23 protein-coding genes are annotated in these 22,712 nt (G+C 58.3%); 20 read left to right on the forward strand and 3 right to left on the reverse strand.

The genetic code is table 11. The annotated features are described in order from the left end of the window. The first annotated feature begins 20 nt into the window (after positions 1–20). The 12 genes from CVV65_RS08000 to CVV65_RS08055 all read left to right on the forward strand — a co-directional run bounded on the left by CVV65_RS08000 (position 21) and on the right by CVV65_RS08055 (position 11,633). Positions 21–1,328, forward strand: coding sequence for a tetratricopeptide repeat protein (locus CVV65_RS08000; RefSeq protein ID WP_100667677.1), 1,308 nt, complete (start codon positions 21–23; stop codon positions 1,326–1,328). Between the two features lie 139 nt (positions 1,329–1,467). After that, entirely contained in the window at positions 1,468–2,097 is a 630-nt protein-coding gene (locus CVV65_RS08005) for a redox-sensing transcriptional repressor Rex (RefSeq protein WP_100667678.1), read from the forward strand. Between the two features lie 77 nt (positions 2,098–2,174). Beyond that, positions 2,175–3,071: an ATP-dependent DNA ligase gene (locus CVV65_RS08010; protein ID WP_198592169.1), complete on the forward strand. Its 897-nt coding sequence runs from the start codon at positions 2,175–2,177 to the stop codon at positions 3,069–3,071. Positions 3,072–3,116: 45 nt separating this feature from the next. Then, positions 3,117–3,995 (forward strand): non-homologous end-joining DNA ligase, encoded by an 879-nt coding sequence (ligD, locus tag CVV65_RS08015; protein WP_157935435.1) that lies wholly within the window; start codon positions 3,117–3,119, stop codon positions 3,993–3,995. 72 nt (positions 3,996–4,067) lie between these two features. Further along, entirely contained in the window at positions 4,068–4,958 is an 891-nt protein-coding gene (locus tag CVV65_RS08020) for a beta-1,2-mannobiose phosphorylase (protein ID WP_100667681.1), read from the forward strand. A 91-nt stretch (positions 4,959–5,049) separates the two neighbouring features. After that, positions 5,050–6,081 (forward strand): S-methyl-5-thioribose-1-phosphate isomerase, encoded by a 1,032-nt coding sequence (gene mtnA / locus CVV65_RS08025; protein ID WP_100667682.1) that lies wholly within the window; start codon positions 5,050–5,052, stop codon positions 6,079–6,081. A 72-nt stretch (positions 6,082–6,153) separates the two neighbouring features. Next, positions 6,154–7,452, forward strand: coding sequence for an amidohydrolase (locus CVV65_RS08030; protein WP_232796735.1), 1,299 nt, complete (start codon positions 6,154–6,156; stop codon positions 7,450–7,452). Positions 7,453–7,793: 341 nt separating this feature from the next. After that, the gene (locus CVV65_RS08035) at positions 7,794–7,967 is read left to right on the forward strand and encodes a YpmA family protein (protein WP_100667683.1); all 174 of its coding nucleotides are present in this window, start codon (positions 7,794–7,796) and stop codon (positions 7,965–7,967) included. Further along, complete coding sequence (locus CVV65_RS08040) at positions 7,964–8,494, forward strand: hypothetical protein (RefSeq protein WP_100667684.1); 531 nt, start codon at positions 7,964–7,966, stop codon at positions 8,492–8,494. The genes CVV65_RS08035 and CVV65_RS08040 overlap by 4 nt, the downstream gene beginning before the upstream one ends. Positions 8,495–8,629: 135 nt before the next feature. After that, positions 8,630–9,169: a molecular chaperone TorD family protein gene (locus CVV65_RS08045; RefSeq protein WP_100667685.1), complete on the forward strand. Its 540-nt coding sequence runs from the start codon at positions 8,630–8,632 to the stop codon at positions 9,167–9,169. A 9-nt stretch (positions 9,170–9,178) separates the two neighbouring features. After that, on the forward strand, positions 9,179–10,660 hold the full coding sequence (locus CVV65_RS08050; RefSeq protein ID WP_100669306.1) for an AAA family ATPase: 1,482 nt from the start codon (positions 9,179–9,181) through the stop codon (positions 10,658–10,660). Positions 10,661–10,835: 175 nt separating this feature from the next. Further along, positions 10,836–11,633, forward strand: a complete 798-nt coding sequence (locus tag CVV65_RS08055) for a DnaD domain-containing protein (protein ID WP_157935436.1) — start codon at positions 10,836–10,838, stop codon at positions 11,631–11,633. Between the two features lie 208 nt (positions 11,634–11,841). Here the strand turns inward: CVV65_RS08055 and CVV65_RS08060 are convergent, their stop codons facing one another. Then, positions 11,842–12,078 (reverse strand): ferredoxin family protein, encoded by a 237-nt coding sequence (locus CVV65_RS08060; RefSeq protein WP_013075670.1) that lies wholly within the window; start codon positions 12,076–12,078, stop codon positions 11,842–11,844. Positions 12,079–12,343: 265 nt separating this feature from the next. On the opposite strand from CVV65_RS08060, the gene CVV65_RS08065 reads away from it, so the two are divergent. The 4 genes from CVV65_RS08065 to CVV65_RS08080 are packed head-to-tail and all read left to right on the forward strand — an operon-like array spanning position 12,344 to position 16,037. Further along, complete coding sequence (locus CVV65_RS08065; RefSeq protein WP_198592171.1) at positions 12,344–13,522, forward strand: XRE family transcriptional regulator; 1,179 nt, start codon at positions 12,344–12,346, stop codon at positions 13,520–13,522. Beyond that, a complete protein-coding gene (gene modA / locus CVV65_RS08070) occupies positions 13,519–14,361 on the forward strand; it encodes a molybdate ABC transporter substrate-binding protein (RefSeq protein WP_100667688.1) in 843 nt (280 codons plus the stop codon). Before CVV65_RS08065 ends, modA begins: the two co-directional genes overlap by 4 nt. Positions 14,362–14,396: 35 nt before the next feature. Further along, positions 14,397–15,284 carry an ABC transporter permease gene (locus CVV65_RS08075; protein WP_100667689.1) on the forward strand — a complete coding sequence of 296 codons (888 nt, stop codon included), beginning with the start codon at positions 14,397–14,399 and terminating at the stop codon, positions 15,282–15,284. A 48-nt stretch (positions 15,285–15,332) separates the two neighbouring features. After that, on the forward strand, positions 15,333–16,037 hold the full coding sequence (locus tag CVV65_RS08080; protein WP_100667690.1) for an ATP-binding cassette domain-containing protein: 705 nt from the start codon (positions 15,333–15,335) through the stop codon (positions 16,035–16,037). Between the two features lie 13 nt (positions 16,038–16,050). Here the strand turns inward: CVV65_RS08080 and CVV65_RS16945 are convergent, their stop codons facing one another. Both CVV65_RS16945 and CVV65_RS08085 read right to left on the reverse strand, forming a co-directional pair. Then, positions 16,051–16,188 carry a hypothetical protein gene (locus CVV65_RS16945; protein ID WP_198592172.1) on the reverse strand — a complete coding sequence of 46 codons (138 nt, stop codon included), beginning with the start codon at positions 16,186–16,188 and terminating at the stop codon, positions 16,051–16,053. Positions 16,189–16,224: 36 nt separating this feature from the next. Beyond that, positions 16,225–17,646 (reverse strand): NAD(P)/FAD-dependent oxidoreductase, encoded by a 1,422-nt coding sequence (locus CVV65_RS08085; protein WP_100667691.1) that lies wholly within the window; start codon positions 17,644–17,646, stop codon positions 16,225–16,227. A 364-nt stretch (positions 17,647–18,010) separates the two neighbouring features. Between CVV65_RS08085 and nifB the strand changes: the two genes are divergently transcribed. From nifB to CVV65_RS08105, 4 genes are all read left to right on the forward strand, one after another. Next, positions 18,011–19,438 carry a nitrogenase cofactor biosynthesis protein NifB gene (nifB, locus tag CVV65_RS08090; protein WP_198592173.1) on the forward strand — a complete coding sequence of 476 codons (1,428 nt, stop codon included), beginning with the start codon at positions 18,011–18,013 and terminating at the stop codon, positions 19,436–19,438. A 62-nt stretch (positions 19,439–19,500) separates the two neighbouring features. Continuing rightward, positions 19,501–20,676, forward strand: a complete 1,176-nt coding sequence (locus CVV65_RS08095; protein WP_157935438.1) for a homocitrate synthase/isopropylmalate synthase family protein — start codon at positions 19,501–19,503, stop codon at positions 20,674–20,676. A 26-nt stretch (positions 20,677–20,702) separates the two neighbouring features. Beyond that, complete coding sequence (locus CVV65_RS08100) at positions 20,703–21,869, forward strand: cysteine desulfurase family protein (protein WP_100667693.1); 1,167 nt, start codon at positions 20,703–20,705, stop codon at positions 21,867–21,869. A 46-nt stretch (positions 21,870–21,915) separates the two neighbouring features. Continuing rightward, positions 21,916–22,668, forward strand: coding sequence for a winged helix family transcriptional regulator (locus CVV65_RS08105; RefSeq protein ID WP_133121263.1), 753 nt, complete (start codon positions 21,916–21,918; stop codon positions 22,666–22,668). Positions 22,669–22,712: the final 44 nt, after the last annotated feature.

Raw genomic sequence — 22,712 nt, forward strand, 5'->3', positions numbered from 1 at the left:
CACCCGGGGGAGGGTTTGTGATGTCCGAGTCTTTTTCGGAACTCTTTGATGAATTAGGGCGCATCGAACAACGTTTGTCCGATGAGGGGCCGGGTCCAGAGTTGGTCGAGGAACTCGGGGCTCTCCGGGCCCAGGCGGACGAGTGGATGGAAAACTGGCTCGTTTTGGAAGATCGGATTGCCGAGCTCTGCGAACGGTTTGGTCTCGATCTGGATCTCGATTCCAGCCCGATCAACCACGAGAACGTCCCTTCGAATGTGGCACCGGAGACAGGACCCATTTCACCCGCACCGTACCCCCCTAAGCCGGAGGGGAGCGACGGGATTTCCATGGTTTGGCACATCCCACCTCACTTGGACAGCGAGGCTCTCGTGCGCACTTTCCGCAAGGGAATCGGGTTTTTTGATCTATGGATGTACCAGGAGGCTGCGGAAGAACTGGAGAAAGTGCTCAAGCAGACCGGGGATTTTCCCGTGGCGCGACTGTACCTCGCCCTCGCTTACATCGCTCGGGGGAGGGGTCGCGAAGCAGAGCCTCACTTGCAAATCCTGCTCTCCACAGAACAAAGTCCTTGGATCCTAACGAGCGTCCGTCACGCCCGAGCTCATGTGTATGCCGAGCAAGGGCGGTGGCGGGAAGCGGCCGAGGATCTGGTTCTGGCGGTGGAAGGAGGCCGGGGAGTCCCGATCCTTCATTACAATCTGGCTGTGGCCTTGATTCGCGTGGGCGATTGGGAGAGGGCCATTGAGGAACTGATCAATGTGTTGGAAGTGGATTCCCGAGACGAAGAGGCGTGGTTGGTGGGAATCGCCGTTCTAAAACGGTTGGGGAGATTCCGCTTAGCGATCTCCTGGGCTCTTCACGGATATCGGTTGTTGCCGGATTCCTGGAGAATTGGAAAAGAGTTGGCGATCCTGTTGGACTACTTTGGTCGCTTGGAAGAAGCTGCCCGCATATGGAAGCGTTTGTTGCGGCTTCAACCCCGGGATCCGGATTTGTGGAGCGGTTGGGGGTGGACCCGCTGGCGCCAAGGGGACCGACTCAGCGCCCGGGGGGCTTGGAAAAAAGCTGCCTCCCTGGACGGAAAAGCGGGTCAGGTTTTGCTGTACTTGGGCTGGGCTGCCCTGGAAGTCGGGGACCGGATCGGAGCCTGGCGATACCTGGAACGAGCGGAACAAGATGAGACGGTGAAAAATGCGGCCCATGCTGCGATGGGGTGGATCGCAAAGGCCAAAGGCCAGGGGGCGGGTTCTCTGAGTTGTCGGAACGAGCCGGCGGAAGTCGGCCCACAGGAGCTGGACAGTAAACCCAGTGGACACGGGTATTAACAGAATATATATTATGTAAACCAAACCGATTCGAACGGCGGTGGGGCTTTACCCCCACCGGTTCAATCTGCTCATTCCAGATCTCGGAGCTTGTGATACAATAAAGCACAAAACTGCTCAATATATCGGAGGGAAAGACGTGTTGCAAGGGAAGACTCCGGTTGTATCCCAAGCAGTCGTCAGGAGATTGCCAATTTATTTGCGTTATTTGCAACAATTGCAGGCTCGTGAAGTGGATACGGTGTCTTCCCAGGAAATGGGCCGGGACCTTGATATCAATCCCGCTCAGATCCGCAAAGATCTCGCATATTTCGGCGAGTTTGGACGGAAGGGCATCGGTTATCACGTTCCTTATTTGATTGAGAAGATTCGCCAGATCCTAAAGTTGGATCGCAACCTCCCGGTGGCTTTGGTGGGCGCCGGACATCTTGGAATTGCTTTGAGTAATTATAGCCGACTCCGGCGGAGTGAGCTTGCTATTGCTGCGATTTTTGACAAAGACCCCCGCAAGATCGGCCTGGCGGTGGCGGGGCTGACCGTTCAGGGGATGGACGATTTTGAAACCCGGGTTCGAGAGCAAGGGATTCGGATCGGGATCGTGGCGGTTCCTGCGCCGGAAGCCCAGGCTGTGGCAAACCGCATGGTGGAGGCCGGTATTGTGGGCATTCTGAATTTTGCACCCGCAACATTGCGCACTCCTCCCACGGTACATGTGCGCTATTCAGACGTGACCAGTGAGCTTCAAGCTCTCGCATATTATGTTCGTTGAGCCATATGTTTCTAGGCATGGCTGGGTGCCTGTCGGCGAGACTAAAAGCAAGGAATCGCCGACGAGGTGAGGGGCAGGTGGCCTGGATCAAGCCGATGGAACCGGTTCACAGGACGCGGGTGGAGGAGAAAGGATACTGGGCACAAGTGAAGTTCGATGGGGTTCGTCTCATGGCCGCCAGCCGAGAGGGCCGGGTCATCCTCTATAACCGCAAGGGGTGCGATCGAACCGCCCATTATCCGGAACTACAAAGCATGAAAGAGATTGCACAGGATTTTTACCTCGATGGGGAATTGATCGCCCCGGACGGTTCGGGTCGGCCGGATTTTCCGACTTTGATCCGCCGGGACCTGGCGGATCCCCGACGGGCGGCTGGCTTGGCGCCGGTGATTCCGATTCAGTACATCCCTTTTGATGTCCTGGGATGGGAAGGTCAATGGCTGTTGGACCGACCCATTGAAGAGAGGTTTGAATATTTAAGAAATATTCCCGCGTCACCATGGGTGGTTCCGGCTCAGGCGTGGCTGAACGGGGCAGAGCTTCTGTGGGCCGAGGTGAAGCAAAGGGAATTGGAAGGCATCGTCGTGAAACGAGAGGGCAGTCCGTATGTGCCCGGCCGGGCATCCCCCTTGTGGCAAAAGGTGAAACATCGGCGAACCCTGCGGGTTTGGGTAGGGGGAGTGGTGATCCGCGAGGGACAGGTGCGCAGTCTTTGTATCGGACGCAAAGACGAGCAAGGCCGGTTGTATTACATCGGCAACGTAGGCTCCGGGCTGGCGGCCTTGGACGCCGATGTGGTGATCCAGGGATCCCGGCATCTGTGGCGCAAGGATTCCCCTTTTGTGAACCAAAAGGATCTTCCGGGGATTATTTTTTGGGAGCCGGAGCTTCAGGCGGACGTCGAGTATGCAGAATGGACCCCGGAAGGGCGGCTGCGTCAACCCTCCTTAAAGGGGTTTGTGTCGGGTCACTGACTCAAGGAGATCTGTACAGATGTTGAGAAGGTGTGGTGGACGGGCGTGAAAACGGTTCTGCCTCAAAACCTGGGCAAGGTTCTGTGGCCCGGTGTGTTCACCAAAGGGGACCTTCTCGAATATTTGGCGACCGTGGGAACTGTTATGATCCCGCACCTCAAGGATCGGCCGGTCACGGTCATTCGCTACCCGGATGGAATTGAAGAAGAAGGTTTTTTTCAGAAACATCCTCCCCCCGGAACACCGGACTGGGTGACGCGGGTAACGATAGGGGAAGGGGAGGCCATCGTTATCGACCGCCTGGAAACGTTGCTATGGCTGGGGCAGCTCGGTGCGATCGAATACCACGTGACCTTTAGCCGGTTCCCCGCCGTAGACCGGCCGACTTATTTGGTGTTTGATTTGGACCCGAGTGTGGAAGGATTTGCCGCCGTCTGCCGGGTGGCCTTGATGATCCGGGATGTTCTAACCCGGCTCGGGCTCCCATCGTACCCCAAGACCTCCGGAGCCACGGGAATTCAAGTATACGTTCCCATCCACGGGTCCGTCACTTTTGAGCAGACACGGCCACTGATGAGAACCATTGCCAAGTACTGCGAACACCGGGCCCCAGAGTTGATCACGACAGAACGTCGGGTGCGAGCACGGGGGAATCGAGTGTATATCGACTATCTTCAACACGCGCCGAACAAGACATTGATCGCTCCGTATTCCCCCCGGGCCGTACCGACTGCGGCAGTTTCTGCCCCTCTTCAGTGGGAAGAGGTAGAACGAGGGATGGCACCCGAAAACTGGACAATCGCGACCATGGCCAAACGGCTACAAAAAATGGGAGATTTATTCGCCCCGGTTCTCGATCCTGGAGTGGATATTCGGCCGTTGCTCCAACATTTAGACGAGTTATCATCAAAAAGAAGTCCTTGACAAACCTCGTCACTCCTGCATACAAATGATAGGTGAAACAGAGATGGGAGTGGAAGCTGAGGGGCGATGGCGATGAAGCTCGAACGCCTGACCAAAGAACCGGTGCTCAAACCGAATCCCCATCATGACTGGGAACGGTCGGCGGTGTTTAACTGCGCGGTGGTGGTGGACCGAGGGCTGATTCATCTCATTTATCGTGCCACAGACCTGCCCTGTCATCAAAAATATGGGGATTACGTTTCTCGTCTCGGTTATGCGGTCAGCCGGGATGGACTGGCATTTTGGCGGTTCGACCGACCCATTTTGGATCCTCAAGAGGGGCAAGAGCAGCGCGGGCTGGAAGATCCGAGGATCGTCAAGCTCGATGATCGATTTTACATGATGTACACCGGGTATGGCGGGCGTTTTCCAGGGGATTATCGCATCTGCCTCGCCACTTCCCGGAATCTCATTGATTGGGAGCGCCACGGGGTGGTACTTGATGAGCCCAATAAAGACGCTTCCTTGTTTCCCGAGCGCATCGGTGGCCGTTATGTGATGCTGCACCGGCGTTTTCCGGATATCTGGCTGGCCTTTTCGGACGACATGGTTCACTGGACGGATCATGTCTCGATCCTATCTCCGATTTCACATACCTGGGAATCGGCCCGATTGGGCGTCGCGGGCCCGCCCATCAAAACGGTTCATGGATGGCTCCTGGTGTACCATGCGGCGGATGACCAAAACGTTTATCGACTGGGGGCGGCGTTGTTGGATTTAAAAGATCCGACCCGGGTGATTGCCCGCCAGGACGGCCCCCTTCTTGAACCGGAGTTGGATTGGGAATGCAGGGGATGGATACCGAATGTGGTATTTAGCTGTGGCCACGCCGAGATGCCGGATGACTACTATTTCTATTACGGCGGAGCGGATACGGTGATCGGGGTTGCGAAATTGGCGAAGAAGGACGTCCGCTTTTCGTGAGGGACGTCCTTGACTTTTATAGGTGGCCTTGATTAAATGTGTTCGACAGGCGGATCTGATCGGCGATGCCCATAGATAGGTGGGACCGGGGTTGCGAGCATTGGGATGGAATGACGGAGAACTGTTGATTCTCGATCAAACCCGCTTGCCGCTCGAGGAACGCTGGGTGCACTGTCGCACCGTCGAAGAAGTGGCGGAAGCGATTGAAAGGATGCGGGTTCGAGGGGCGCCGGCAATCGGAGTGGCGGCGGCGTTCGGCGTGGTGCTGGGGGCACAAAGGGCCGTGGAACAAGGTCGCAGGATCTCGGCAGCGGTTCGCGAGGCGGTGGCGCGGCTCGCCGCCACCCGGCCGACGGCTGTCAATCTTTTTTGGGCCCTGAGCCGCATGGAGAAAGTGGCCGAGGTGGCCGGGGAAGGCCGAGAGGCCGTGGCTCGGCTTGAGCGCGAGGCCGAAGCGGTCATGCGTGAGGACGAGCGGGTGAATCGAAGGATTGGCCGCTGGGGGGCGGAGTTGATCCCCCAACGGGCCCGTATTCTGACGCATTGTAACACCGGAGCTTTGGCGACGGCCGCCTACGGAACAGCTTTGGGGGTAATTCGGGCCGCCCGAGAAGAGGGAAAAGAGGTCCAGGTTTGGGTGGACGAAACGAGACCCTTTTTTCAGGGCGCCCGGCTGACGGCTTATGAGTTAGTCCAAGAAGGAATTGAAGGGACGATCATTACGGACTCCACGGCGGCAGCCCTCATGGCAAAAGGCTGGGTGGATCTCGTGATTGTGGGGGCCGACAGGGTGGCGGCCAACGGTGACGTCGCGAATAAGATCGGGACTTACGGGTTGGCAATCGCGGCCCGGTATCATGGGATCCCCTTTTATGTCGCTGCCCCGACGTCGACTTTCGACGGGTCACTAGCCGATGGACGGGCCATCCCCATCGAGGAGCGGAATCCGGATGAAGTCCTTCAGGTGGCTGGAGTCCGCATGGCTCCGCCAGGGGCGTCGGCTTTGCACTTGGCTTTCGATGTGACCCCGCATTCGTTAATAGACGCACTGATCACAGAAAAGGGAGTGCTTCGTCCACCCATTCCTGATGCCGTTCAAGGCTTGTTGCGGGGCGGAACGTGATAGATATTTGAACAGCGATGGGCGTACAATGGTGGTGAACGGTACGCCGGGCATCGGTGACAAAGGGGTGGAATGGTGGTGCGCACCCGGATCATAGGCGGGGTGGTGATCCCCGTCACGGAATCGGGATTGTGGTATGAGAATGGGCACGTGGTGGTGGAGGATGGGCGAATTGTAGCTGTCGGCCCTGGGGAGGGTTCTCCGGTGCCGGGGGAGGCAGTGGTAAACGCGGCGGGGAAGTACGTTTTGCCAGGCTTTGTGAATGCTCACGGTCACGCCGCCATGGCGTTGTTGCGGGGTTATGCGGATGACTTGCCCCTCATGGACTGGCTCCAGAAAAAGGTGTGGCCCATCGAGGATCGATTGACGGGGGAAGACATCTACTGGGGGACCATGTTGGCACTGTTGGAGATGATTGAGGGCGGAATTACCACTTTTGCGGACATGTATTTTCATATGGATCGAGTGGCGGAGGCCGTGGCCCAAGCCGGGGTTCGGGGGGTGTTATCCCGGGGAATTATCGGGACCGGTCCCGATGAAGGTCGGGGAGCCATCCGGGAAAGCCGGGAGTTTGCAAGCCGCTGGCACGGGGCTGAGGGAGGGCGGATCACCGTGACGCTGGGTCCCCATGCTCCCTACACGTGTCCTCCGGCGGTGTTGCGCCAGGTCGCCGAAGTATCGGCGGAACTGGGTGTCGGGATCCAAATTCACCTTTCTGAGACCCGTTCGGAAGTGGAGCAGATCGCGGCCTCCCATGGAAAATCCCCGGTGGACGTATGTGCGGAAGCCGGTCTTTTCGAGCGGCCCACCGTGGTGGCCCATGCCGTGCATCTGACGGAGGCGGACATCGACCTTATGGCGCGCTTTGATGTCCGGGTGGCCCACAACCCGGGTTCGAATCTAAAATTGGGGAGCGGTGTGGCTCCTTTGCCGAAGTTGTTACAACGAGGCGTTGTGGTGGGACTGGGGACGGATGGGGCGGCGAGCAACAACAATCTCGATCTCCTGGAAGAAATCCGTTTGGCGGCGTTGATACATAAGGGGGTCGGGGAAGATCCGATTGCGGTGGACGCAGATACCGCTCTCGCCTTGGGGACCCGGGAAGGGGCTCGGGCGCTATTTCTGGAAGAGGGTGCGGGCACCTTGGCACCCGGCGCGCCGGCCGATCTGATCTTCATGGACGGGTCCGGCCCCCATCTGTTGCCGCTGTACAATCCTATCAGCCAGGTCGTCTACGCGGCCAAGTCCGGGGATGTCACAGATGTGATGTGCGACGGCCGTTGGCTGTTGCGCGACCGCCAGCATCAAACCTTGGACCGGGATAAAATCCTGTTTCATGTAAGTCGGATTGTTGAAGGATTTACCCGCTGAAGGACGGGGGCCGGACCGCTTGTGGCGGCCCGGTTGAACCCGCGGGTCATACGCGATCGGAACGATGGGGGTGTGCGGTGCCCGGCACCGGGGGCCGGAGGCTGACCTCGAAGATCGAGGACCACCCGTGATAAATCGGGTGTAACGACAACGTGTCAAAGGCGTCCGGTGTTCCCTCTTGTGAGGATTCCCGGGTCGCCGGAGGGGCGCCACTCGGCTCAGAGGACGGAACGGGTGATTGGACCACTTCTTCATCCCCCCTCCCGGTGGGTTTAGTATCACTCGTTGGGACGCGGATATGTCGATTTTGATTTCCAGGCTTGGATGGTGAGGCGGAAAGCATGGGGGATCAAGACCAACTGAAGGTGATCGGGGTGTTTCGCACCGAGGGGGGCGAGGAACTGTATAAATTCGTGGATTTTCTCAACCGCACCCTTAAGGAGCGCGGACTGGTGTTCGGCATGGCCCGGGGGGATCACCCGGGACAATTCGTCATCACGGTGTATGAGACGTGAAACGCTCGGTTGTGGTGATTCTGGCCTTGGGGATTGTCGCAGCCGGGGCGATCGGGAGCGGTCTGTGGTATGCGGAGCGGCAGTCCCTGGCTGCCAAGCCCGACGTGCACGCCGCAGGGGACATGTTGGTGAAAAGAGGACTTCTTTCTCGAATTGATCGCGTGGATTATTATTCGGCGGGTCCGGTCTTTTACGTGTATACCGGCGTTGACGACAGCGGTCGGGTGGCCTACGTCTGGGTTCAAGGCGGGCAGCCGGTGATGAAGCAATACGCCAACGACGGGCTGAGTGCGACCCAGGCGATGCGAGCTGCCGCAGCGGCCCAACCGCCTTTGGTGCAGTTGATCCATGCGGTGCCTGGCCTGACGGAGCCGGGAGCTTCTGGACCGGGGGATCCGCCTGGAACCAGCTCCCAGCGACGGGTGCTCTGGGAATTGTTCGGCCTGACCCGCCAAGGGGCCTACGAGTACGTTTATGTGGATTTTTATACTGGAGCCGTGGTGCGGACCTATTTGTTGGAATCGTAGAAAGCCGCGATCACAGGGACTGGAATGTAACGAATTGGTAATGAAGCGGCGGGCTAAATATGATATACTAATTGGGCATACTGTTTATGTTAACTATGTTGATTTCCAGGAACCCATCATGAGGGAGACGGCTGAATGTCGAGATTTCGCTTTCTTGTGGCCGGCCTTGCTTTTGTCGTGACCCTCGGGATCTTTATTACCGGGTGGAATCTGTACCGAACCTACGGATTGATTCGACCCGTTGAACAGCAGGTGCAAGAAATTCCGGGGGTGGAGCAGGTGACGGTGTTGCTGGAGGGGAAGGGGGCCGTGGTTCGGGTGACCTTGGGAGCGGTGGACGATTTAAAGTCCACGTACCGGGCGATCGAACAGACGGCGACAGATCGTCTCGGAGTTCAGACGACGGTGGAGGTGCGGGGTCATTCTAGCCCGGCCTTGGACCGTTGGTGGGACGAGCAACAGCCCCTCCTGTACGAAGATCTCGAAAAATCGAGTTTTCGGGACCTGGTAAAGGCCCTTGAGGATAGTGCGGCCAGGCGTCATTATCAGTGCCGGGTCACGATGGACGCGAACCGCATTTATGTGCAGGTCAGTGATCAGCGGTCGTTCCTCTATCAGGTGGTGCCGTACCGAATGATGGGCACCGCTCTCCCGTCTACGGTGCAAAAGGGGTGAGGGACATTGGTGGAAATCGCGATTGGGGCGGGCGTTGCCTTTCTTCTCTTTCTCGGGTATTTGGGCGTGAATGTGCTGCCCATCATTCTGTTGGGCGTGTTTCTCAGTGTGGCGTATTTGCTGTGGGATCGGCGTGGGCCTACCGCCGCAGGACGGGTGGAGGCCCCGGTGCGGCATACTGTGAATTTTGATGAGATCGGCGGTCAGGAGCACGCGAAACGGGAACTGATGGAGGCTTTGGATTTTCTTCGCTACCGGGACAAGATCCGACAACTGGGAATTCGCCCCCTTAAGGGAATTCTGCTCACCGGTCCGCCAGGAACAGGAAAAACTTTGATGGCCAAGGCAGCGGCCACTTATACCGATTCGTCCTTTGTGTCCGCCTCCGGAAGTGAGTTCGTAGAAATGTACGTGGGTGTAGGGGCACAACGGGTTCGGGATCTGTTCCGGCGGGCCCGGCAGTCGGCGCGAAAGGAAGGAAAGGATAGCGCCATTGTGTTTATCGACGAAATCGATGTGATCGGGGGTCGGCGAGGAAATCACAGCCACCAGGAGTATGACCAGACCCTGAATCAACTGCTCACGGAGATGGACGGGATGCAAACGACGGCCCACCCTTTGGTCTTGGTCATGGCGGCCACCAACCGGGTGGATATTCTCGATCCCGCTTTGCTTCGGCCCGGGCGGTTTGACCGGATCATCAAGGTCGACATGCCCGATAAAGAAGGACGCTTGCATATTCTCCGGATTCAGACGCGCAATAAGCCCCTCGCTAAGTCGGTGGACCTCGAACAGGTGGCCCGGGAGACCTTCGGGTTCAGCGGGGCCCAGTTGGAAAGTTTGGCCAATGAGGCGGCGATCATGGCATTGCGAGAAGGGCGGGATGAGGTGGAACAGCGCCATTTTCGCGATGCCGTAGACAAAGTGTTAATGGGGGAAAGAACGGGACGCATTCCCAGCCGAGAGGAATTGGTCCGGGTGTCGGTACACGAATTGGGACATGCCATCGTCAGTGAAACGGTGCGGCCGGGCTCGGTGTCCCACATCACCATTTCTCCCCGGGGAAATGCTCTGGGTTATGTGCGTCAGGTGCCGGAAGGAGATACGTATCTGTATACGAAGGATCAACTGGATGGACAGATCATGGTGGCCCTCGCCGGGGCGGTGGCGGAGGAATTGGTGTACGGAAACCGCAGTACTGGGGCGCAAAACGACTTCGAGCAGGCCTCCCGATTGGCAAGAACCGAAGTGGAGTGCGGGTTGTCCGGACTGGGGATCGTGGATGCCGAGAATTTGCCCCAGAACCTGCTGGATGAGGAAGTTCGCCGGATTTTGGCGGAAAGGGAACAAAAGACCCGGGAGATTCTAAAGACCTATCGAACGATCCTGGAAGAGATGAGCACAGTCCTGGTTCAGGAGGAAAACTTGGACGGAGAGCTGTTCCGGCGACGTTTGTCCGAGGTAAAAGGGAATCTGTCGAATGTCGGCTGACATCTGGCGGGCGCCGGGAGAAATGGGAGGACGGGCGCCCTTTCGACAGAATTCGTCAACGTAGGCCGCGTTCGGAGGCCGCCAGTCCTCCGGGACGACTTTGCAGTCCCCCTTCCTTCGTCGTATGCTGAAGTGGCGACGAGTGTGCGGCGGAACAAAGAGGGGGTCAAGCAGCGTGTCACAAAGCGGTGATCCAACAGGGGTAGGAGCTGTCGCTCGGTTGCTCCAAGAGTCGGCAATGGCTATCCCCGTTTATCTACTGGCGTGGTACAAAGAGATCGGCATGTACGACCAAGAGCTGGCGCTCATCCTGCACCTGGTCTACATGAAGGAGCGGGAGAACACGATATTTCCCACTTATGCGGAACTCGCCAGGCGCATGACCGCCACGGAGGACGAGATCGCCGGGATGGTGCAGCGGTTGATCGGTCACGGTCTGTTGGATCTGCAGCACCGTCTGGACGAGCATACCGGTACGTGGCAGGACAGTTATGACCTGTCGCCGCTCTTTATGCGCCTGGCTCGCTTGTGGCTGGAGCGCCATGTCGAGCAGTTGCCCCGGCCGTGGGCGACGGCGGATGTGGCCAGCCGATTGTTCCGGCTGTTTGAGGAGGAGTTCGGGCGCCCGTTGTCTGCGATCGAAATTGAACAATTGATCCAGTGGATCGATCAGGACGCTTACCCGGAATGGATGATTCAGGAGGCCTTGAGGGAGGCGGTGTTGTCGGGGACGCTGAGTCTGCGCTACATTGACCGGATCCTTTTAGAGTGGCAGAAAAAAAACATACGCTCACCCCGGGATTTGCATCTGCATCGCCAGCAGTTTCAACAGCGCCGGCGCCCCGGGAGAGAAGGGGGCAAGGCGGCGCGAAAAGCGGAACCGGGATTCGGCCCGGGGGCAGACAGCAATCAGTCGAAATACGAGGCGTTTTACAAGCTGTATAAACGAGATACCCATGATTCCACTCCGTAGGGATGATGGGAAGAAACGAGGCGGCCGAAGGGCCGCTACTTTTTTATGCGGAATCGGAACGGGCGACAGGTGACGGCAGGTTGCCCCTGCCCGTGCCCTTTCGCCCGCTCCCCGCTCCTTATGCCCTTGTCCGAGAGCCGGCTATGGCTGCACGGCAGTCCCTCATCCCAAGGCCCGCCAGACCCTCTTGGTGCTGCCCAATGACCCCTTACTTCTTAAAGAAATCCCGATTCTTTTGGATGAACTCTTTCTGATCATCCGGAACGAAGTCCTCTTGATAAATCGCCGAGACCGGGCAGACCGGCTCACAGGCTCCACAGTCAATGCAGGTGTCGGGATCGATGTAATATTGATCTTCCCCTTCGTGGATGGCGTCCACCGGACAAACCTCCACGCACTCGGCGGCCTTTTCGTCGATGCAAGGTGATGTGATGACGAATGCCAACGCTGTTCCCTCCTGATCTATAGTGGACTGCAACCTTCATTATAGCAAAATGGGACTGAATATCGACGGGTTTCCTCTGTATTATCGCGCGGGGTTTGCAGAAACATGTACCCATGCCCTCGCTGAGGAAGACTGCCGAACGGTAGCACAAAAATTCACCGGGACCCTTGAATATCTCCGAATTGTTGAAGTATAATTACGGCGATGCTATTATTGGTAGCCATGATGCTAGGAATAGTTGCATCGAAGGGAGGGGAGGGAAAAGGTGAGGGAAAGGGAACGTTGGGATTTGGAGCGGGTGGGACGCCGAATTTCTGAGCGGCGTAAAGCCTTGGGGTGGAGCCAGGAATTCCTTGCGGACCGGCTCGGGGTGAGCCGCCAGTTCATCGGCGCGCTGGAAGCGGGGCGAAGCTGGCCCTCTGTGCCCGTGGCCCTGGAGTTGGCCAGGGTTCTGGGCACGAGTGTGGAGGCATTGTTTGATCCCCAGGAGGCGGGGGATATCGTGTGGGGCGATCCGGAGGTTCGGGCAACTGTGGGAACCCGGGTGCGGTTCGCCCGGGTCGATGAACGTGTCGTGGCCTATCCCCTTTACGGGAGAGAGGCCGCGTCTTCGGCGGACGGCACCATCAGTCCGGCGGGCCGGGCGGAGGCGTTTTCTCCGGAGTGGGTGGAGGCGGCGGACCACACTGTGGCCGTAGCGGGGTGTGATCCGGCATTAACCGTGCTCCGGGATTGGGTGGCCCATCGCGGTCGCCCGCTCAGGGTGGCGACTTTGCCCTGGGGGAGCGAGCCTTCGATGCAAGCGCTTATCGGGGGTCGCGTGCATGTGGCGGGCGCCCACGGGACCGGGAATCTCCTTTCCTTGCCGGGCATGCAGGATGAGGTCGGTTTACCGGGAGGAGGGTTGGATGCGGGATCGGCCGAAGCTCACAGAGGCGAGTTACGAACAACACGTCAGTGGGCCCGGATTCGATTTGCAGCCTGGGAGGTTGGGATTGCAGTATTACCCGGTAATCCTCGCGGGGTGAAAGGGCTGGAGGACTTGTTCCGACCGGAGCTGCGCTGGGTGCGGCGGCCGGCGGGAACTGCTGTGGCACGGGTATACGCCCGGGTGACAGAGGATCGGCGGGAGCCGGTGACCTGGACGGCGGCGGTCGCAGAAGACCACCTCCGGGTGGCGGAAATGATCTTCTTCGGGATGGCCGATGCCGGTCTCACCACCTCCTTTGCGGCTCACGTCTTCGGACTTTCCTTCGTCCCCGTGGAGGTCCACCATTTCGATTTACTTGTACCTCGGCCGAGGCTGCGGGACCCACTGATCGGCGTTCTCGTCGATGTGTTGCGCAGTGGCGGGTTCCGCCAGCAGATGGAAGCGTTGTGGGGATATGATGTCTCCCACTTGGGAGACATGGATGAAATGGAGGCAGGGGAGGAACGTCCATGATGAGAATTGGCAGAGGGGGCATTCGCCTTGTCTTAGGGGTGCTTCTCCTCTTAGGATGGGTCGGTGTAGCCGGGTGCGGTTCGGCGCAACCGGCTGGCAGTTCCGCGGGTTCGGCGGAGAGCGGTTCGAACCAGGCCGCAGCTCTCAACGTCTTTGCCGCGGCTTCGTTGACGGCGGCGTTTCAAGATATCGGAAAGCGCTTCGAAGAACTTCATCCCGGCACCCGGGTTCACTTCAACTTCGGGGGCAGCCCCACGCTGTTGACCCAGATTGCCCAAGGGGCGCCGGCGGACGTGTTCGCGAGCGCAGACATGGCGAACATGGAAAAAGCCAAGAGCAAGGGCTTGGTGCAGGGGGACAAAATCTTCGCCAAGAATTCTTTGGTCTTGATCACGCCAAAATCAAATCCTGCCGGTATCCATCAGTATCAAGATCTCACCAAAGCCAAACGTGTTGTTTTGGGTGTAAAAGATCTGCCTGCCGGGAGTTATGGCCGCCAATCTTTACAAAAAGCGGATAAGGTATACGGGCCGGGATTTTCCAATGCGGTGCTTGGGCACGTCGTTTCTGAAGAGACGGATGTCAAACAAATCGTGAACAAGATTGCCCTCGGGGAGGGGGACGCGGCTTTTGTGTACGCCACAGATGTCGATGGGTCGGCGGGCTCCAAGGTCCAGATTATCCCGGTACCGAACCCGGTGAACGTGACGGCCACTTACCCCATGGCGGTGGTGACCCGGTCTGCCCACCCGGATCTGGCCGGTGAATTTGTCAATTTTGTCTTGTCGAAAGAAGGACAGGCCAGTCTGCAAAACCATCATTTTCTTCCGGCCTCATAACGCGATGGAGTGCGAAAAGGGGAGGGGGGCAAGGGATGAAATTCAGTCCATTCATGTCGAGCGGTTCGGCTCCACAAGGGCCGGACTCCCAGTTGCGCGCCTCCCCGGACGGTGGGGAGAAACGACGCTGGAACCCGCAGCTTATCTCTTCTCTCACCGCAGTCCAGAGCAGTTTTGGTCTCGTCCTGGTCTTGTTCTTATTCCTTCCGGTCCTGAGCCTGTTTCTTTCTGTGACGCCTTCCCGGTTTGTGTCCGCCTTGGGGCAGGAGGTGGTCAGGGACGCTTTAGGGCTAAGTTTCCGCACCAGCGTGATCGCCCTGTTTCTCGTAGTGCTCTTTGGTACTCCCTTGGCGCATCGTCTGGCGACGGGAAGGAAGTTTTTCGGCCAGGCCATAGTGGAGGCTTTGTTGCAACTGCCTTGGATTACACCGCCTGCCGTGGCGGGGTTGGCCTTGCTCATGGCCTTTGGCCGGGAGGGCCTTGTCGGCAGACTGCTGGCAGACTGGGGAATCGCACTGCCTTTTACCACCGCGGCTGTAGTGGTGGCCCAGGCTTTTGAGGGATCGGCCTTCTATGTACAGAGCGCCCGGCAGGCCTTCACCGGAGTGGATCGGCAGCTGGCGGAGGTGTCTCGAACTTTGGGGGCGGGGCCTTGGAGGACTTGGCTGCGTCTGGAGTTGCCCATGGCGCTGCCGGGTTTGGTCGCCGGGGCGGCGATGGCCTGGGCCCGGGCTTTGGGCGAGTTCGGGGCCACGATGCTATTCGCTGGCAATATGCAAGGATTGACGCAGACGATGCCATTGGCGATCTATACGGTGATGGAGAAAGACATGGACGCGGCGGTGGCGATGGCGATCGTTCTGGTCATCGTGGGCTTCGGGTTGTTGTGGATGTTGTTTCGGTTGGGACAGCGAATGGCCTGACGGGGGATCGGGGAACCCAGATTGCCCGGAGACAGGGGAGGGACGACGATGTTGGAATTCGAATTGGAGATGCCGTTGGCCTCCTTTACGCTCCACGCGGAGGGGCGGGTGGATCCCGGGATCACGGCCGTCCTCGGGCCGAGCGGGGCGGGGAAAAGCACGTTGCTGCAATGTTTAGCGGGTCTGGCTCACCCGGTTTCGGGGCGCATTCGCTTGGGAGAGCGGATTCTGTATTCTTCGAACGGGCGGATTTTCGTCCCACCCGAACACCGGGGAGTGGGCTATGTTCCTCAGCAGTACGCCCTTTTTCCCAAAATGACAGTGTTTCGCAATGTCGAATACGGGCTTCGAGCCCGGCGGGTCCCCAAGGCCCGGCGAGAGGTGAAGGTGGAAGAGATACTTCGCAGGCTGGGCATCGGACATCTGGCCAGGCGCCTCCCGGCTCACCTGTCCGGCGGGGAGGCCCAGAGGGTCGCCCTGGCCCGGGCACTGGTCATCGATCCCGATTATATCTTGTTGGATGAACCTTTGGCAGCCCTGGATCCAGAGACCCGGGAGGCGGTTCGGAAGTTCCTTCGCGGCGTGTTGAGTGATGCGTCTTGCCCCGTCTTGTTGGTTACTCACGATGTGGAAGACGTGCGCCGGCTGGCGGACCGGGTGATGGTGATCCATGAAGGGCGAATCATTTTTTATGGTGGGGTTGAACAATGGGAGAGGCAGGGGATCCCTGCCTCTACCCGCCGAGTGGAGTGAGCACAGAGAGGGGTTACCGCCGCCGGGGCGGGAACCACGCCGTTTTGAGAATACGCAGGTTCAGGGCGATGAATCGGATGAACTGCACGATCTTGCATTTTCGCAGGAAGAGGGTTCGTCGTGTCGGTTTCATGGTTTTGATCAGTTCCATGGTTGCCCGTCTCCTTTCGGGGTGGGCCGACCTTTGTTATTCGGGAATCAGGCTCCATCCCGGATTTCCTTTCATTTTATAGAGAAACAGGGTATGAAGAGTCCGCTTGATCCAGGCGCCGGCCAAACCGATTTCCATGACACTCACGTCCAGGTCCCGACCGTATTCCGGGTAGCGCTTGTAATCGGGAACCACCGGATACATCACGATGGAGGCCGCCGACCCGTCCCACAGGGATTTGCCGATGGAAGCGATGCAGGCCCCGGGCATCTCGGCCATTGATTCGTGATGGGAAGGTTCCTTGCCCCGGATGAGGTCGATGACGTTCTCGGCCGCCACCCGGCCGATGATGCCCGACGCCATTCCCGTGCGCGGCGGTGAGGCGGTGATCTGAACGCCGTTGCGATTGACATAGGGCTTTGAGATCGGTCCGGGAGGGGCAAAGGCGATGCCGGCGGCGAAGACATTCTTGTACAAGGGCGACTGATACGTGCCAGGCCAATCGTCGGCGGTGACTTCGGCGGGGTTCTTGCCGTAGTTCCCGTCGACTAACATGAATCCGCCGGGATTGGTCATCTTCGCTGTGATGTCTTGGCCGTCTTTGTCGATATATTTGACCTTGGTCCCCTGAAACTGGGGGATCAGCATGGCAAAATCGTATTCCGTTTCTCCTTGTTCTCCTTCGTAATTCTCCCAGTAAACTTTCCCCTTCTCCACGTGGGTGACCGCGGTTTGCACCTGGTAGTAAATTTCTTGTTCAGCAAATAGCGAGCGGGCGAAGGTTTCCGAGTCCATGATGTAGCCGTATTTTCGGGCGGTGATTCCGCCTACGCCCAGATCCCCCAGCTTGGGTTCATTGCTGATCCACATGATCTTCGCTTTATCACGCAAACCCCGTTTGACCAAGTCATTGTGAATGTTCGTGATATACTCCAGTGCCGCGCCCTGACAGGTGGCGGTCCCGTGGCCCGTCCCCACCAGAATCTTGACCCGATCGCCTTTCTCCATCCGCTGCACCGTCTCGAGGTAGGCGTCCCGGGCGAGCTTGGCATGATGAATGTTGCAAATAGACTGGGTGGTGCCCTGGTCCGGTCCCAATCCCGGGGTACCTTCAAAATTAAGGTGGGGGCCGGTGGCATTGATCAGGTAATCATAAGGGACTTTCTCGAGGTTTCCCTCCTTGTCTTCGGTTAGCACGTACTGTTCGTCGGGATGGATCTCCCGCGCCCAGGCTTGAAGAAAATGGATGCCGTGCTTGTCGTACATGGGCGCGAGTTCAAACATTGTTTTCTCGGGAGCCATCCGTCCAATGCCCACCCAAACCAGGGAAGGGATATACGTGAACCGCGGCCATGGGCTGACCACGGTGACGTCGTGTTCGTGGCCCAGTTCTTTTTTGAGGTACAATGCGGCCGTTTGACCCGAGAACCCCGCGCCGAGGATCACGACTTTGGCCATGTTGAACGCCTCCTCTCCTATTGTCGTCTGTGATGTATCCTCTCGGGCAGCAACAACGTTTTTACATCAACTTGATGATAGCCTCTGGCAGTGGCAAAAGAAATCAGGGATTATCCCCATTTTTGTGTCGTCTCCAGCAAAAATCTCATCCGCCACGCCGGGAGACAGAGCCGTGGCGGAAGGAAATTGGCATGTTTTCCTACAATCATGGTCCTCTGGTGCGATCGTACTGTAAGTCTGATCATAAGCCAATAAAAACGTAAGGATTTTTCCCGATATAGTAATTATAATTAACGTGAACATAACACTAGGTGTGGAAAAGACCAATCTCAGGGGAGTGATGACGTTGAAAGGGTGCGAAAGGGTGGGGAGCTCAGTCTCGGCAACCTGCGGCGTGGAAGGGAGCGCGTCCCGGGGGAGATCGGTGGAAGGGCTGTCTGAATCGATAATCGAGAAAGTTAAACGCCACCCGTGTTACAGCGAGGAAGCTCACCACTTTTTCGCCCGGATGCACGTGGCGGTGGCTCCGGCGTGCAATATTCAGTGCAAATATTGCAACAGGAAATACGATTGTATGAACGAAAGCCGGCCGGGTGTCACCAGTGAACTTCTTACTCCGGAAGAGGCGACGCAAAAAGTATTGGCGGTGGGATCGGTCATCCGCAATACCACCGTCGTGGGCATTGCAGGACCCGGGGATCCTCTGGCGAATCCCCGACAGACGTTCCGCACCTTCGAGTTGATCCGCCAAGCGGCGCCGGACATGAAGTTGTGTCTCAGTACCAACGGTCTGGCGCTCCCCGACCACGTGGACACCATCCGAGAGCTGGGGATCGACCACGTGACCATCACCATTAATGCTGTAGATCCTGAAGTGGGCCAGCATATCTATCGATACGTAACCTGGCAGGGCAAGTTGTTGACAGGTATTGAGGCGGCCCGGCTTCTGTTGGAGCGGCAGATGGAGGGCATGAGGGAACTGGTGAAAGCCGGAATTCTCATTAAAGTTAACTCTGTGTTAATTCCGGGTTTGAACGATGTCCATATGGCGGACATTTCCGCGGAGGTCAGGAAACGCGGAGCTTTTCTGCACAACATTATGCCGTTGATCATCGCTGACGGGTCCGATTTTCAAAAAGAAGGCCGCAGGGCGGCACTGCCGGAGGATGTGGCAGCGGCCCAGGAACGGAGTGGCGCCGGTGATCGTCTCATGCGCCACTGCCGGCAATGCCGGGCGGATGCTGTCGGGCTGTTGGGAGAAGACCTCAGCGGCGAATTTACAAAGGAAAAATTCCGTCAGATGTCTGCTCAATATGATCCGGAACAACGTAAAAAACTGCACATGGAGCTGGATCGCCGGATTGAAAGGATGTCCGCCGCACGCAGGGCAGCGGCTGCCAATTTGCGGATTTCCAGAACGGATGAATTTCTGCCGTTTCGGGTGGCGGTGTCCACCTCCGGAGGGAACAAGGTGAATCTGCACTTCGGTCATACCAAGGAATTTCAAATTTATGAAGTCTCGCCTACGGGGCTCAAGTTTCTCACGGCTCGCAAAGTCGGGAATTATTGTTCGGGCATCGAAACCTGTGGGGAAGGAGAAGGGCGGATCGACGAGATCGCTCGCATGATTGCAGATTGCCGATATGTGTTGTGTACCCGAATCGGGCCCGGGCCGAAGTCGGCTCTGGAAGAGATGGGGATTCAGGTGGTTACGGGCTACGGGCCGGTGGAACAAGAGCTCTTTCGGTTGGCCGATCTGCATGCCCAGGATCAGGTTGGGATAGAAGCGTAGCATGCGGCGGCCTGTTGAAGGGGTGCCGGGTGACGGCCATAGGGGAAAGGCGGGGTTGTATCGTGAGAGTGTACTTCTGCGACTCTACATTGCGCGACGGAGAACAGGCCCCGGGAGTCGCTTTTCGCCGGGCGGAAAAAATCGCCCTGGCACAGCTTTTAGATGAAGTGGGGGTCGACGAAATTGAGGTGGGCGTCCCCGCCATGGGCGGACGGGAGGAAGAGGACCTGGCAGAATTGATCTCTCTGCCCATCAGAGCGCGGCGGGTGGCTTGGAACCGGATCAGGTGGGAGGATATTGCCGCTTCCCTTCGATGCGGGGCCTCCCGCCTCCATATGGCTATGCCGGTCTCCGATGTCATGCTGCACAAAAAACTGTCCGTGTCCCGGGAGGAAGCCCTGTTTCAGCTCCTGGCGGTCGTCGAGGAAGCTTGTTCAAGGGACAGCCAGATTTCGGTGGGGTTTGAAGACGCCTCCCGGGCCGACCCCCTGTTTTTGTCCCGGGTAGTCAGGGCCCTGGAGCCCTACCCCATCCTTCGATTTCGGGTGGCCGACACCTTGGGAGTGCTGACTCCCTTTTCGACCCGGGAGTTGATTTTGCGGTTGAAAGACGCAGGGGCGAAAAGCCTTGAGTTTCACGGCCACAACGACTTGGGATTGGCAGTGGCCAATACCCTGGCGGCTGTAGAAGCCGGGGCTGATTGGGTGGGCACCACCGTGCTCGGGTTGGGGGAGAGGGCGGGTAATGCGGCTTTTGAGGTGGTGGCTGTGGCCGTCCGGCGGTTGTTGGGCAAAGAGGTGCACATCCGGCTGCCTCTGTTGCGCCGCCTGGCCGAACAGGTGTCCGCAGCATCCGGGATGCACATCCCCCTCCAGGCCCCGGTGGTGGGTGACCGAGTATTCACCCACGAGTCGGGCATTCACGTCGATGGCGTACTCAAATCCCCGGAAACCTACGAACCCTACCCTCCGGAGTGGGTCGGGCGGGCGCACTCGGTGGTGTTCGGGAAACATTCGGGACGAAATGGGCTGCGCCGAATTCTGGAAGGGCGCGGGTACCTCCCCACCGCCGACCAACTCGACGCTCTTCTTGAGGAAATCCGCCTTCTGGCCGTCGTCCAAAAGCGATTTCTCAGCGAAGAGGCAGTGTGCCGGTTATACCGCGAACTGTGCAAGTCTTCCAAGGACGGGCAAGCGGTGGCCGACCGGCTTCGGAATGAAGAAAAAACGGCCGGGTGAACCCGGGCGGAAGGAGCGTGACGACGATGTCGGAAACGTCGGTATTCTATTATCTCGACTATGCGGCGACCACGCCTCCCTCCGATTCGGCGATCCAGAGAATGACACAGGTTATGGAATCTTACTGGGGCAACCCCTCTTCCCAGCACGGGCGAGGTGCCCTGGCGCGAAAGATCGTCGAGGAAGCCCGGGAAGAGGTGGCGGGCTGGTTGTCCTGTCGCCCCTCTGAAGTGATCTTTACATCTGGCGGAACCGAGTCTAACCAATTGGCCCTGTGGGGGACGGTGTCGGGAATGCGGGCCCGGGAGGCGTACCCTCGGCGGCGACAGATTTTGCTGTCAGCCGTCGAGCACCACTCGGTCATCGCCTGTGCGGCTGCCCTCCGCCAACAAGGGTATGAGGTGCAGTTTCTCCCGGTGGACCGCCAGGGCCGGGTATCCCCCGATGTGTTGGCGCAAGCCCTGTCTGAGTACACGTTTTTGGTCAGTGTGCAGTGGGTGAACAGCGAGGTGGGAACCGTTCAACCGATCAAGGAGTTGGCACGCCTTTCCCGAGAGGCGGGGGCGCTGTTTCACACAGATGCCGTCGCGGCCGCGTCAGTCTTCGATGTCGCCGCCGCGTGTTCGGAGGTTGACCTTCTGTCGATTTCTGGCCACAAAGTGTACGGCCCCCAAGGGACAGGGATCCTCTTTCTGAGGCGGGGCACGCCGTTCCGATTTCCTTTTGGTCCTGGGAGGCAAGAGCGCGGGAGACGGCCGGGCACCGAGAATGTCCCGGGGATTGCGGGGTTGGCGGAAGCCGTTCGGGGACTTCGAAGAGAATACCAACTCAGGGGTGTGCACCTGGAACAGACGCGGAGACGCCTATGGTCGGCCCTGAAAATCCGCAAACTCGGGCTGGTGCGCTTCACTCCCCAGCAGGAGAGCCATCCCGGCATCCTGGCGGTGGGGGTTCCCGGCGAAAATGGGGACGGGCTGGTGGTCGCTTTGAGTCAGAGGGGCCTACAGGTGTCCTCGGGATCCGCCTGCCGCTCCGGGGAAGGGCAACCCTCCCCGGTGCTCCTGGCGATGGGGTTCCCGGAAGATGCGGCGATGGGCATGATTCGCTTCAGTTTCGGACAGGAGCTATCTAGTCACGCTGTAGAGGATATCGCAGAACGATTTGCAGCCACTTTGCACGCCGTTCGGGTTTAACCCTGTCCTTCTTCGGTTCATCTCTGCGGAAGCGAGGGTGACGGTCGTGAATGTGGGATTGCTGAGCGCGAGAGGTCTTCTCACCCGGATTGTAACAGCAGTGGCAGAGGAAGACGGGCACATGGTGTTCAACAGCCGGTATTGGTCCGTCTTTGAAAAGAGTGCCCGAAACGGCTTGTTTGATTTGTTGATTTTTGACTGTCCGGGGACATGTCCTTTTCCGGACATCCGCTGCCTGATCTTGACCCGATCGAAAAAAATTCCCACCGTGGTCATCGGGCCCTCCCGGGAGTCCCGGATGGGGAAGCATCTGAACCGGCAAGGCTCGCAGGTACTGCCCGATCCGTTTTATCCGCAGGAGCTTCTCGATATGGTTCGTCACGTCGCGGAAAACGTCAAAGTTGTCCCCCCGTCCTGCCGACCCTCCCCGGATACTTCTCATGCGATGGGCGTGCAGGGCACGTTGGTGGAACTGTCCCCCGGGCTGCTCCTCGACAAGTCTTTCCGGTGCCTCTGGTCGGGCGGGTTGCGGATCGATCTCTCTCCCCGGGAGTACCGGTTGATGGAATGCCTCCTGGCGCGAGAGGGCCAAGTCGTGGATTATGACACGTTGTTGACGGAGATTTGGGGTGCCGACAAGGGGGGATACGACGGTCTGTACGTGGTGGTCCGCTCCTTGAGAAAAAAATTGCATGTACATCCTGGTCGGGCCTGTACGATTGAGAACAAGTATGGCCACGGCTATCTGTTCAGTCGATCGGTCTTGGAACGAGAGAACTGCCATTCTTCAGGCACGTGATTGTTTGCACAAGGATAGAAATCTGACAAAACAGGTTCTCATAT

Source organism: Kyrpidia spormannii (assembly GCF_002804065.1).
Taxonomy (GTDB): domain Bacteria; phylum Bacillota; class Bacilli; order Kyrpidiales; family Kyrpidiaceae; genus Kyrpidia; species Kyrpidia spormannii.